Raw genomic sequence first — 11,671 nt, forward strand, 5'->3', positions numbered from 1 at the left:
GACGTCACGTCCCGGCCCTCCACCGCCAACTCCGGACGTCCCGTCCGGGCACGACGCGACAGCGACCGCACAGCGGTCCGGAAACGAAGGCACACCCCATGAGTGAGGCGAGTGTCGCCGTCCACGCCGACGCCGATCTGCTGGCGCAGGCCGTGGCGGCCCGACTGCTGGTGAAGGTTCTCGACGCCCAGGCCGACCGGGGTGAGGCCGCGGTGGTGCTCACCGGTGGTCGCGTCGCCGCCGCCGTCTACCGGGCCGTCGCGCAGTTGCCGGCCCGCGACGCGGTCGACTGGTCCCGGGTCGACGTGTGGTGGGGCGACGAACGGTTCCTGCCCGCCGGCGACCCGGAGCGCAACGAGACCCAGGCCCGGGCCGCCCTGCTGGACTCGGTGCCGCTGGACCCGGCCCGGGTGCATCCCATGCCGGCCTCCGACGGTCCGGCCGGCAACGACCCCGAGGCGGCCGCCGCCGCGTACGCCGAGGAGCTGGCTCGCGCCGCCCGGCCGGGGCACGCCACGCTGCCGCACTTCGACGTGCTGATGCTCGGTGTCGGCGAGGACGGGCACGTCGCCTCGGTCTTCCCGGAGCATCCCGTGCACCACGACACGCGGCCGGTCAGCGCGGTGCGGGGCAGCCCGAAGCCGCCACCGGTGCGGACCACCCTCACCCTGGCGGCGATCAACACCGCCGAGGAGGTCTGGCTCGTGGCCGCCGGCACCGACAAGGCACGCGCGGTGGGCATGGCGCTGGCGGGCGCCGGCCACGTGCAGGTGCCGGCCGCCGGAGTGCGCGGCGTCGACCGCACCCGCTGGCTGCTGGACCGCGCGGCCGCCGCCGACGTGCCCGCCCGCTTCCGCAGCCTGCGCTGAACGAACGACGGGAGGGCCCCTGGACGGGGTCCTCCCCCTAGCTTTCGCCGCGTCGGCGACGCAGCGCGGCGAGCGCCTCGGCCAGTAGCGCCTCCCCCTCCTCGGCGGTGCGCCTCTCCTTCACGTACGCCAGGTGACTCTTGTACGGCTCGGCGCGGACCCGCCCGGGCGGATTCTCGGCGTCCAGGCCGGCGGGGAGCCCGCAGCGGGGGCAGTCCCACAGCGGCGGCGCCGTGGCGTCGGCCGCGATCCTGATGTCGGTCTGGTGGTCGTTGCGGCACCAGTAGGTGACGGCCTGTCGGGGTGCGGGTTGGTGCCGCTCGTCCGGGCGCATGGGCGCGGACCCGACCCGGGCGCCACGGATGACGTTGCCACTGGGCACGGCTGCTCGCTCCTGTCGTCGGAGGGGACCCGCCGCTTTCGGGGATGGGCGGCGGGCGACGCGGTGCAGCGGAGAAAAGACTGCGCGCGGCCCGTCGAGTGACGGACCGCGCGCAGATTGTACGACTTGGCGGGCCTGCTCAGGTGCCGCTGTTCATCTGGAGACGGAGCCAGAGCCCCAGCCCGACGATCGCCGCGAACCAGACGACACCCACCAGAACGGTGTAACGATCCAGGTTCTTCTCGGCCACCGAGGAGCCGGCGAGGCTGGAGCTGACGCCACCGCCGAACATGCTGGACAACCCGCCGCCCTTACCGCGGTGCAGCAGGATGAGCAGGGTGAGCAGAACGCTCGTGATGACCAGCAACACGATCAACGTGTATGCGAACCAGATCGGCATGGCTGGGGGCAGTCCTCTCGTAGCGATCCTCGCCCGGACAGGTCGGGCACTCCGGCACCGGCCGGTGGACGGGCGGTGTCCAGGATAGCGAGCGATCAGCGAGCGATGTGCTCGGGGAACCGGCAGATCTGCGCGAATTCCTCCGCGTCCAGGCTCGCGCCGCCCACCAGGCCGCCGTCGACGTCCGGCTGGGCCATGATCGAGGCGACGTTCGACGCCTTGACCGAGCCGCCGTAGAGGACCCGTACCGCGTCGGCGGTCTCGGAGTCGAAGCGCTCCGCCAACCTCTGGCGGACCGCCCCGCAGACCTCCTGGGCGTCCTCGGGCGTCGCCGTCTTGCCGGTGCCGATCGCCCAGACCGGCTCGTACGCGATGACGACCTGGCGTACCTGCTCGGGGGTGAGCCCGGCGAGGCCACCGTCGAGCTGGTCCGAGCAGTGCGCCACGTGGGTGCCCTGCTCGCGTACGTCCAGCCCCTCCCCCACGCAGAGGATGGGGGTCAGGCCGTGCGTGAGCGCCGCCTTCACCTTCGCGTTGACCACCGAGTCGTCCTCGTGGTGGTAGGCCCGCCGCTCGGAGTGCCCGACCACCACGTACGTGCAGCCGAGCTTGGCCAGCAGCGGACCGGAGATGTCACCGGTGTACGCGCCGGAGGCGTGCGGCGACAGGTCCTGCCCGCCGTAGCCGATCAGCAGCTTGTCGCCGTCCACCGCCGTCTGCACCGTGCGCAGGTCGGTGAACGGCGGCAGCACCACCGTCTCGACCTCGGTGAGCTGCTTCTCGGTGAGGCTCGCGGCCAGCTTCTGCACGAGCAGGTTGGCCTCGAGGTGGTTGAGGTTCATCTTCCAGTTGCCGGCCATCAACGGCCGGCGGGTCGTGCTCGCCATGCTCAGTTCTCCAGGGCCGCGATGCCGGGGAGGGTCTTGCCCTCCAGGTACTCCAGGGAGGCGCCGCCACCGGTGGAGATGTGACCGAAGCTCGACTCGTCCAGGCCCAACGCCCGCACGGCCGCCGCGCTGTCACCGCCGCCGACGACGCTGAACGCGTCGGCCTTGGTGATCGCCTCGGCGATGCCCCGGGTGCCGGCAGCGAAGGCGGCCATCTCGAACACGCCCATCGGCCCGTTCCAGAAGATCGTCTTCGCCGGGGACAGGGCGGCGGCGAAGCCGGCGACCGTCTCCGGGCCGATGTCCAGGCCGAGCCGGTGGCTGGGGATGCCGTCGACGCGGACCGTGTCGTGCGCGGCGTCCGGCGCGAACGCGTCCGCGACCACCACGTCGACCGGGAGCAGGATCTTGCCGTCGGCCCGCTCCAGCAGGTTGCGGCAGGTCTCGACCATGTCCTTCTCCAGCAGCGACGTGCCCACCTCCAGGCCCTGGGCCTTGAGGAAGGTGAAGCACATACCGCCACCGATGAGCAGCCGGTCGACAGTCGGCAGCAACGCCTCGATCACGGCCAGCTTGTCGGAGACCTTGGACCCGCCGAGCACCACCACGTACGGCCGCTCGGGCTCGCTGGTCAGCTTGGAGAGCACCTCGACCTCACGCAGCACCAGCCGGCCCGCGACGTGCGGCAGTCGCGCCGGCACGTCGTAGACGCTGGCGTGCTTGCGGTGCACGGCGCCGAACGCGTCGTCGACGTACGCGTCGCCGAACGCGGCGAGCTGGTCGGCGAACGCGCCACGCTCGGCCTCGTCCTTGCTGGTCTCACCGGCGTTGAAGCGCAGGTTCTCCAGCAGGGCGACCTGGCCGTCGGCCAGGTCGGCGACGGTCGAGCGGGCGGAGTCGCCGACCGTGTCGGTGGCGAAGTGCACCGGCGCGCCCAGCAGCTCACCGAGCCGGCCGGCGACCGGGCTCAGGCTGAACTGCGGGTCCGGAGCGCCCTTCGGGCGGCCCAGGTGCGAGCAGACGACCACCTTCGCGCCGGCCTCGACCAGCGCGCCGAGGGTCGGCAGCACCGCGCGGATCCGGCCATCATCGGTGATCTGACCGGTCTGCTTGTCGAGCGGGACGTTCAGGTCGGCGCGCACCAGCACGCGCCGACCCGACACCCCCTCGGCGAGCAGGTCGTCGAGGGTCCGGATGCTCACAGAGCTAGCCCTCCGTTCGTGACTGCGGGGCTCGCAAGCTCACTCCTCGCACTCACAGCGAGGTACCGACCAGCTTCACCAGGTCGACGAGGCGGTTGGAGTAGCCCCACTCGTTGTCGTACCAGCCGACGACCTTGACCTGGTTGCCGATGACCTTGGTCAGCGGCGCGTCGAAGATGCACGACGCCGGGTCGGTGACGATGTCGGAAGAGACGATCGGGTCCTCGTTGTAGACCAGGATGCCCTTGAGCGGGCCCTCCGCGGCGGCCTTCAGCGCGGCGTTGACCTCGTCCACGGTGGTCTCGCGGCCAACCTCGACGGTGAGGTCGGTGGCCGAGCCGGTCGGGATCGGCACCCGCAGCGCGTACCCGTCGAGCTTGCCCTTCAGCTCCGGCAGCACCAGGCCGATGGCCTTCGCGGCGCCGGTGGAGGTCGGGACGATGTTCAGCGCGGCGGCCCGGGCGCGACGCAGGTCCTTGTGCGGCGCGTCCTGCAGGTTCTGGTCCTGGGTGTACGCGTGGATCGTCGTCATCAGACCCTTGGTGATGCCGAACGTGTCCTGCAGGACCTTCGCCATCGGCGCGAGGCAGTTCGTCGTGCACGAGGCGTTGGAGATGATGGTGTGCTTCGCCGGGTCGTAGGTGTCGTGGTTGACACCCATGACCACGGTGACGTCCTCGTTCTTCGCCGGAGCGGAGATGATGACCTTCTTGGCGCCGCCGTCGACGTGCGCCTTGGCCTTGGTGCCGTCGGTGAAGAAGCCCGTCGACTCGATGACGACGTCCGCGCCGACCTCGCCCCACGGCAGCGCCGCCGGGTCCTTCTCGGCGAACGCCTTGATGGTCTTGCCACCGACGGTGATCTCGTCGGCGGTGGCCTTGACCTCGTACGGCAGGCGGCCGAGGATGCTGTCGTACTTGAGCAGGTGGGCGAGCGTGCCGTTGTCGGTCAGGTCGTTGACCGCCACGACCTCGATGTCGGCGTCGGACGCCAGCACTGCCCGGAAGAAGTTACGGCCGATTCGGCCGAAGCCGTTGATGCCAACCCGGATGGTCACAGGTCCCATCTCCTTGCGTTCTGGTCCGCCGGCTTGACTCAACGGGCCGGCGGGAATGGTGTGCGCCGACCGTTGGAACCGGCCGTCGACTGTTCATCTCGGCCACCCCGCCGCGCGGTCTGAGGACCTGACCGCCCGAGGCGGTGGGCACGACGAGAAGTACCGGTGTCGGCCCCCTTGCCGTACTCAGCGACCCTATCCGAGCGCGCGGGACCACGCTGCGCCGGGTCGAGTTCCCGGCGCACCGTACGGCCCCACCGTCCTATCAGACCACGAGCATGTCGGGCGTGACGGCTGCTTCGGTATCCGGAATGCCGAGGTCCCGGGCCCGCTTGTCGGCCAGCGCCAGCAGACGGCGGATCCGCCCGGCGATGGCGTCCTTGGTCAGCGGCGGGTCGGCGAGCGCTCCCAACTCCTCCAGCGACGCCTGCCGGTGCTCCAGGCGCAGCCTCCCCGCGTCGGTGAGGTGGTTGGGCGCCTCCTCGGCCAGGATCTCCAGCGCCCGGGTGACCCGGGCGGCGGCGGCCACCGCGGCACGCGCCGAGCGCCGCAGGTTCGCGTCGTCGAAGTTGGCCAGCCGGTTGGCGGTGGCCCGCACCTCGCGGCGTACCCGACGCTCCTCCCACGCCAACACGCTGGAGTGCGCGCCGATGCGGGTGAGCAGCGCGGCGATCGCGTCGCCGTCCTTGACCACCACCCGGTCCACCCCGCGTACCTCACGGTTCTTGGCCGTGATGCCGATCCGGCGGGCCGCGCCGACCAGCGCGAGCGCCGACTCCGGCCCCGGGCAGGTGATCTCCAACGCGCTCGAGCGGCCGGGCTCGGTGAGCGAACCGTGCGCCATGAACGCGCCCCGCCACGCGGAGACCGCGCAGCAGACGTTCGCCGCCACCACGTGCGGGGGCAGCCCCCGCACCGGCCGGCCGCGCACGTCGAGCAGGCCGGTCTGCCGGGCGAGCGCCTCGCCGTCCTTGACCACCCGGACGATGAAGTGGCTGCCCTTGCGCAGCCCGCCGGAGGCCAGCACGTGGATCTCGCTGGGGTAGCCGTAGACCTCGGCGATCTCCCGGCGCAGCCGGCGCGCCACCGCCCCGGTGTCCAGCTCCGCCTCCACCACCACGCGTCCGGAGACGATGTGCAGCCCTCCGGCGAAGCGCAGCAGCGCGGCCATCTCTGCCCGCCGACAGCAGGGCTTGGGCACGTCGACCCGACTCAGCTCGTCCTTGACCGCAGCCGTCATCGCCATTGTGCGTCCCCTCACGGACCTGTTCCGGCGTGTCGCCGGTGATTACGTACGTGTCTAACGATCGGCACCCAGGACAGGCACCAGCGCGGCGCCCAGGGCAGCCGGATCATGGCGGGGAGTGCCGTCGGTGACGGCGACGGGGGCGAGGACCAGGCGGGCACCCAGCGATTCTGCCGCACGTTCGACCGGTTCCGGGTCACCCACCGCCTTGGCGTCCGCCAGCACGAGATCCACCTTCAGCTCGGGCAGGTACCAGTGCAGCGCCGCCAGATGATCGGCGACCGAGAGGCCGAGGGTCTCCTTCTCCGCGGCCAGGTTGAGCGTGACCAGGCGTCGGGCCGAGCTGGACACGATCGCGTCGGCCAACTGCGGCACCAGCAGGTGCGGCAGGACGCTCGTGTACCAACTGCCCGGCCCGAAGATCAACCAGTCCGCCGCGCCGATCGCGGCCAGGGCCTCGGCGCAGGCGGCCGGGGCGGCCGGCGTCAGCCGCAGCGACTCGACCCGCCCGGTGGTGACCGCCACCTGGTGCTGGCCGCGCACGGTCCGCACCTCGTCCGGGGCGTCCGGGTGGACCCCGCGTACCCGCGCCTCGATGTCGACCGGCTGACGCGACATCGGCAGCACCCGCCCGACCGCGCCGAGCATCGCCCCGGCGTGCTCGAGCGCCGCCACCGGGTCGCCGAGCAGCTCCATGAGGCCGCAGAGCACCAGGTTGCCCACCGCGTGCCCGGCCAGCCCGTCGGCCCGGACCGCCGGGTCCGCGTCCGCGCCGGCCGCGTCCCCCGCCGCCGGGGCCGCGTCGGTCCCGGCATCTTCGAGTACGCGGACAGCCTGCGCCGACGCGAAGCGGTGCTGGAAGAGATTGGCGCTGCGTCGGGTGGCCGGATGGTCACCGGACAGCGCGACCAGGGCCTGCCGCAGGTCACCCGGGGGCAGGCCGCCCCGCTCGGCACGCAACCGGCCACTGGAACCGCCGTCGTCACCGACCGTCACCACAGCCGTGATGTCCAGGTCGAGTTCCGGAGCGCAGTGCCGCAGCGCGCGCAGCGACGCGGAGAGGCCGTGCCCGCCGCCGAACGCCACCACCCGGCGCGTCGTCATTCCCGCCCCAGGTCGCGGTGCTGGGCGTTGGCCGCCAGCCCCGCCTGGCGCAGCCGGCCGGCCAGCTCCTCGGCGATGGCCACACTGCGGTGCTTGCCGCCGGTGCAGCCCACGGCCACCGTCAGGTACCGCTTGCCCTCCCGCTCGAACCCGGTGGTGGTGGCGTTGACCAGGTCGGCGTACGAGGCGACGAAGGCGTCGGCGCCCTCCTGCCCCAGCACGTACGCGCTCACCGCCTCCTCCCGCCCGGTGTGCTCCCGCAGCTCCGGCACCCAGTACGGATTGGGCAGGAACCGGGCGTCCAGCACGAAGTCGGCGTCTGGCGGCAGGCCGTACTTGAAGCCGAACGACAGCACGGTCACCCGCAGCCGCCGGGCGTCCTCGCCGCCGAACAGCTCCTCGATGCGCCGCCGGAGCTGGTTGACGTTCAGGTGGCTGGTGTCGATGATCACGTCGGCCTGGTCGCGGGCCTCCTCCAACAGCCCCCGCTCGACGGCGATACCGTCGGCGAGCCGCCCGTCACCCTGCAACGGGTGCGAGCGCCGGACGCTCTCGAACCGGCGGATCAGGACCTCGTCGTCGGCGTCGACGAACACCACCCGGGGCGAGAAGCCGCGCTCCTTCAGCTCCCGGATCGCGCCGGCCAGGTCGGTGGAGAAGGCCCGCGAGCGCACGTCCAGGACCATCGCCGTACGCCGGGCCGCGCCGCCGGCCTTGAACGCCAGCTCGGCCATGTCGAGCATGAGCGCCTGCGGCAGGTTGTCCACCACGTAGTAGCCGACGTTCTCCAGCGCGCGGGCGACGGTGCTGCGACCGCCACCGGACACCCCGGTGACCACCACCAGAGTGGTCTCCGACTCGGCCGTCGGCTGCCCGTCACCGACTGTGTGCGCCTCGCTCACCCGTACCCCCAAGCCGTGGCGCCGCGGCCGCCATCGGCCGCGATTGGTCAATCAGCGACTCTATCCCGCCGTCCGGGACGGGGACGGGCGCGGACGGCGGGTCGGAGATTTGGCAGCGCCGTCAGCCTCGTGCGGCGACGGTCAGGCGCGCGGGTCGCGCCGCAGACCGGTCACGAACGACGACCAGGCGTCCCGAGCGAAGACGAGCGACGGCCCGTCCGGGTCCTTGGAGTCCCGCACCGCCAGGCCGCCGGAGAGTACGGCCACCTCGACGCAGTTCGAATCGTTCGCGCCGCTGCGGCTGCTCTTGCGCCAGGAAACCCGTGCCAGCTTCGCGGGGGCCATCAGCAGCGCTCCAAGGTGTCGGACTCAGTCCGGGACCTCAGCAGCAACCCGCGCGAGAAGGTCCGCAGACCGGTCAGGGTCGAGTGCTTTGGCCCGGAGGTGGTCGAACATGAGTCTATATCGGGCCACCTGCCGGTCCTCCTCCAGCAACAGCGTGCTGGAGTCATTACTGAGATACACGACGGCCGGGTCGAGGACCGGATCTGCGTAGTCCAGCAGGGTGAAGGCTCCGGCCATCGCCGCGTGCGCCCCGGCCGCGAACGGCAGGACCTGGATCTCGACCGAGGGCATCGCGCACGCTTCGATCAGGCGGGTGAGCTGCGCACGCATCACCTTCGGGCCGCCGATCACACGTCGAACCGCGGCCTCATCCACCACCGCCCACAATGACGGCGGCAGGTCACGCGACAGCAGGGCCTTGCGGGCGAGCCTCGCCGCGACAACTCGATCGGTCTCGTCCTGGTCGGCGGTGCTGCGGCCCGCTCTGACGATGGCGCGGACGTACTCCTCCGTCTGCAACAGGCCGGGAACGTACAGACACTCGAAGGCGCTGATCGACGTCGCCTCCGCCTCGAAGCCGACGTAGTCGTCCGGCAGCACGTCGCCGTACGCGCTCCACCAGCCCTTCTGGCGCGACTGCCGGAGTAACGCGGTCAGCGACTCCCGCTCGTCCCCTGACGCGTCGTAAAGGTCGAGCAACGGGGGCAGGTCCTTGGGCATCACCCGCGAGTGTCCGAGTTCGAAGCGGATGACCTTCGTCCGGTGCCAGCCCAGGATCTTGGCGACCTCCTCGGCGGTGTGGCCGGTGCGATCCCGTAGGCGGCGCAACTCGCGCCGCAGCCGGCGGGCCCTGATCGTCGGACTGACGTCCACGACGACCTGGCCGCTCTGCTCGACCGGGCCGACGTGTCCGAGCGGATCCGGGCCGCCATCGCGGTCGCGTTGGCGAAGCCGGAGACACTGTCGTCGTACCTCATCGCTCTGGGTCCGGCGGAGCGCGAGCGGCCGGCGGGCCGGCGCTGGACGCTGCACCTGTCCTACCTGGCGACGGACCTGACGGAGGCCCGCGACCAGGCCGTCGTCTACACGGAGGGGTTGACGACCCTGCGCCCCGAGGTGGCCGCCGGGGCCGCGCTGCTGTCCCGGGCCGACGCCTGGCACCACGTCGAGCCGGTGTTCTGCGGCCGGAGCGGCCCCGACAACGAAATCTGCATGGACGTCAACGGACACCCCGGCTTTCACAGCGCAGCCGGCATCGGCGGGCTCTGCTGGGGCGACGGAGACGGCCTGCCGGGGCAGTGACCGTCGCGGTGCGGCGGACGCACCGGCCGACGTGGGGGTGGTGCTGTCGGGGTCGGCTCGTAGACTCCGCGGATGGCTTCCCCGACGGACCTGCGTACCGACGACGCGCTGGCGGTGCTGCGCCGGGTGTTCGGCTACGACGCCTTCCGCGGCTTCCAGCAGCAGGTCATCGACCAGGTCGTCGCCGGCGGCGACGCGCTGGTGCTGATGCCCACCGGCGGCGGCAAGTCGCTGTGCTACCAGATCCCGGCCCTGGTCCGCGACGGCGTCGCCGTCGTCGTGTCGCCGCTGATCGCGCTCATGCAGGACCAGGTGGACGCGCTCACCGCGGTCGGCGTACGCGCCGGTTTCCTCAACTCCACCCAGACCCTGGACGCACGGCGGCGGGTCGAGGCGGCCTTCGTGGCCGGCGAGCTGGACCTGCTCTACCTGGCGCCGGAGGCGCTCGGCGTCCGGTCCACCCTCGCCCTGCTGGACCGGGGGCGCATCTCCCTGTTCGCGATCGACGAGGCGCACTGCGTGTCCCAGTGGGGGCACGACTTCCGGCCCGACTACCTGGCGCTGTCGATGCTGCACGAGCGGTGGCCGCAGGTCCCCCGCATCGCGCTCACCGCGACCGCGACGAGCGCCACCCGCCGCGAGATCGCCAGCAGGCTGGGGCTCGACGACGCTCGGCACTTCGTGGCCAGCTTCGACCGGCCCAACATCCAGTACCGGATCGTGCCCAAGCGGGAGCCCCGTAAGCAGTTGCTGGCGCTGCTGCGCGACGAGCATCCCGGCGACGCGGGCATCGTCTACTGCCTGTCCCGCGCCTCGGTCGACAAGACCGCCGAGTTCCTGACCGCCAACGGGATCGCCGCACTGCCGTACCACGCCGGCCTCGACGCGGTCACCCGCGCCGCCAACCAGCAACGGTTCCTGCGCGAGGACGGGCTGGTCATGGTGGCGACCATCGCCTTCGGCATGGGCATCGACAAGCCCGACGTACGCTTCGTGGCCCACCTCGACCTGCCCAAGTCCGTCGAGGGCTACTACCAGGAGACCGGCCGCGCCGGCCGCGACGGCCTGCCCTCCACGGCCTGGCTGGCGTACGGCCTCCAGGACGTGGTCCAGCAGCGCAAGATGATCGAGACGTCCGACGGCGACCTCGCGCACCGACGCAACCTCGCCGCACACCTGGACGCGATGCTCGCGCTCTGCGAGACGGTGCGCTGCCGCCGGGTCCAGCTCCTCGAATACTTCGGCGAGACCTCCGCGTCAGCGTGCGGCAACTGCGACACCTGCCTCAGCCCACCGGAGTCCTGGGACGGCACGGTCGCCGCCCAGAAGCTGCTCTCGACCGTCTTCCGCCTCGACCGCGAACGCAACCAGCGGTTCGGCGCCGGGCACTGCGTCGACATCCTGCTCGGCAAACAGACCGACAAGATCAGCCAGTACGGCCACGACTCGCTGACCGTCTTCGGCGTCGGCACCGAGTTGAGCGAGGCCGAGTGGCGAGGCGTCGTCCGGCAACTCCTCGCCGAAGGACTGCTCGCCGTCGAGGGCGACTACGGCACCCTCGCGCTGACCGAGGCGAGCGCCGACGTGCTCGGCCGCCGCCGTACCGTCACCATGCGCCGCGAACCGGAGAAGCCGGCGTCGAGCCGCTCGTCGAAGCCGCGTGGCTCGTCCACCGTCGTGGCCGAGCTCACCCCGGCCGCCGCGTCCGTCTTCGAGCGGCTGCGCGCGTGGCGGGCGGCCACCGCCAAGGAACAGGGCGTCCCCGCGTACGTCATCTTCCACGACGCCACGCTCCGGCAGATCGCGGGTGACAAGCCCACCTCGCTGGCCGAGCTGTCCCGGGTCAACGGCGTCGGCGAGAACAAGCTCGCCAAGTACGGCGAGCAGATCCTGTCCGTCCTCTCCGACGAGTGACACCGGGCATGCCGAAAGGGCCGGGCCCCCTGTGGTGGGGTCCGGCCCTTGTCGGTGGTGC

The 11,671-nt window shown here is 71.9% G+C and carries 13 protein-coding genes; 3 read left to right on the plus strand and 10 right to left on the minus strand.

Annotated features, from left to right (window positions below):
* Nucleotides 1-98: 98 nt before the first annotated feature.
* Entirely contained in the window at nt 99-869 is a 771-nt protein-coding gene (gene pgl / locus ACGFH9_RS28140) for a 6-phosphogluconolactonase (protein WP_393225016.1), read from the plus strand.
* Between the two features lie 37 nt (nt 870-906).
* On the opposite strand, the gene ACGFH9_RS28145 is transcribed toward pgl, so the two are convergent.
* The 10 genes from ACGFH9_RS28145 to ACGFH9_RS28190 all read right to left on the minus strand — a co-directional run bounded on the left by ACGFH9_RS28145 (nt 907) and on the right by ACGFH9_RS28190 (nt 9,267).
* Nucleotides 907-1,251 carry an RNA polymerase-binding protein RbpA gene (locus ACGFH9_RS28145; protein WP_355248571.1) on the minus strand — a complete coding sequence of 115 codons (345 nt, stop codon included), beginning with the start codon at nt 1,249-1,251 and terminating at the stop codon, nt 907-909.
* A gap of 139 nt (nt 1,252-1,390) precedes the next feature.
* Entirely contained in the window at nt 1,391-1,651 is a 261-nt protein-coding gene (gene secG / locus ACGFH9_RS28150; RefSeq protein ID WP_355049593.1) for a preprotein translocase subunit SecG, read from the minus strand.
* Between the two features lie 95 nt (nt 1,652-1,746).
* Nucleotides 1,747-2,538: a triose-phosphate isomerase gene (gene tpiA / locus ACGFH9_RS28155; RefSeq protein WP_355248568.1), complete on the minus strand. Its 792-nt coding sequence runs from the start codon at nt 2,536-2,538 to the stop codon at nt 1,747-1,749.
* 2 nt (nt 2,539-2,540) lie between these two features.
* On the minus strand, nt 2,541-3,740 hold the full coding sequence (locus ACGFH9_RS28160; protein ID WP_393225020.1) for a phosphoglycerate kinase: 1,200 nt from the start codon (nt 3,738-3,740) through the stop codon (nt 2,541-2,543).
* Nucleotides 3,741-3,792: 52 nt separating this feature from the next.
* Entirely contained in the window at nt 3,793-4,797 is a 1,005-nt protein-coding gene (gene gap, locus ACGFH9_RS28165; protein ID WP_393225023.1) for a type I glyceraldehyde-3-phosphate dehydrogenase, read from the minus strand.
* Nucleotides 4,798-5,062: 265 nt separating this feature from the next.
* Complete coding sequence (gene whiA / locus ACGFH9_RS28170; protein ID WP_030491583.1) at nt 5,063-6,043, minus strand: DNA-binding protein WhiA; 981 nt, start codon at nt 6,041-6,043, stop codon at nt 5,063-5,065.
* Between the two features lie 54 nt (nt 6,044-6,097).
* Nucleotides 6,098-7,147 carry a 2-phospho-L-lactate transferase CofD family protein gene (locus tag ACGFH9_RS28175; RefSeq protein WP_393225025.1) on the minus strand — a complete coding sequence of 350 codons (1,050 nt, stop codon included), beginning with the start codon at nt 7,145-7,147 and terminating at the stop codon, nt 6,098-6,100.
* Nucleotides 7,144-8,049: an RNase adapter RapZ gene (gene rapZ / locus ACGFH9_RS28180; protein WP_393225028.1), complete on the minus strand. Its 906-nt coding sequence runs from the start codon at nt 8,047-8,049 to the stop codon at nt 7,144-7,146. The genes ACGFH9_RS28175 and rapZ overlap by 4 nt, the downstream gene beginning before the upstream one ends.
* Before the next feature lie 141 nt (nt 8,050-8,190).
* Nucleotides 8,191-8,394 carry a DUF397 domain-containing protein gene (locus ACGFH9_RS28185; RefSeq protein ID WP_393225031.1) on the minus strand — a complete coding sequence of 68 codons (204 nt, stop codon included), beginning with the start codon at nt 8,392-8,394 and terminating at the stop codon, nt 8,191-8,193.
* 24 nt (nt 8,395-8,418) lie between these two features.
* Nucleotides 8,419-9,267, minus strand: coding sequence for a DUF5753 domain-containing protein (locus ACGFH9_RS28190; protein WP_393225034.1), 849 nt, complete (start codon nt 9,265-9,267; stop codon nt 8,419-8,421).
* A 33-nt stretch (nt 9,268-9,300) separates the two neighbouring features.
* Here ACGFH9_RS28190 and ACGFH9_RS28195 point away from each other — a divergent pair, with 33 nt between their 5' ends.
* Both ACGFH9_RS28195 and recQ read left to right on the plus strand, forming a co-directional pair.
* Nucleotides 9,301-9,696, plus strand: coding sequence for a hypothetical protein (locus tag ACGFH9_RS28195; RefSeq protein ID WP_393225037.1), 396 nt, complete (start codon nt 9,301-9,303; stop codon nt 9,694-9,696).
* Nucleotides 9,697-9,768: 72 nt separating this feature from the next.
* A complete protein-coding gene (gene recQ, locus ACGFH9_RS28200) occupies nt 9,769-11,610 on the plus strand; it encodes a DNA helicase RecQ (protein WP_393225040.1) in 1,842 nt (613 codons plus the stop codon).
* The last annotated feature ends 61 nt before the right edge of the window (nt 11,611-11,671 follow it).

The organism is Micromonospora sp. NPDC049102, from assembly GCF_043197485.1.
Lineage (GTDB): Bacteria > Actinomycetota > Actinomycetes > Mycobacteriales > Micromonosporaceae > Micromonospora.

Bases quoted from the DNA above. Each gene is read 5' to 3' on its own strand.
- pgl (WP_393225016.1), top strand. From the start codon at position 99: ATGAGTGAGGCGAGTGTCGCCGTCCACGCCGACGCCGATCTGCTGGCG.
- secG (WP_355049593.1), bottom strand. From the start codon at position 1,651: ATGCCGATCTGGTTCGCATACACGTTGATCGTGTTGCTGGTCATCACG.
- tpiA (WP_355248568.1), bottom strand. From the start codon at position 2,538: ATGGCGAGCACGACCCGCCGGCCGTTGATGGCCGGCAACTGGAAGATG.
- whiA (WP_030491583.1), bottom strand. From the start codon at position 6,043: ATGGCGATGACGGCTGCGGTCAAGGACGAGCTGAGTCGGGTCGACGTG.
- ACGFH9_RS28175 (WP_393225025.1), bottom strand. From the start codon at position 7,147: ATGACGACGCGCCGGGTGGTGGCGTTCGGCGGCGGGCACGGCCTCTCC.
- ACGFH9_RS28185 (WP_393225031.1), bottom strand. From the start codon at position 8,394: ATGGCCCCCGCGAAGCTGGCACGGGTTTCCTGGCGCAAGAGCAGCCGC.
- recQ (WP_393225040.1), top strand. From the start codon at position 9,769: ATGGCTTCCCCGACGGACCTGCGTACCGACGACGCGCTGGCGGTGCTG.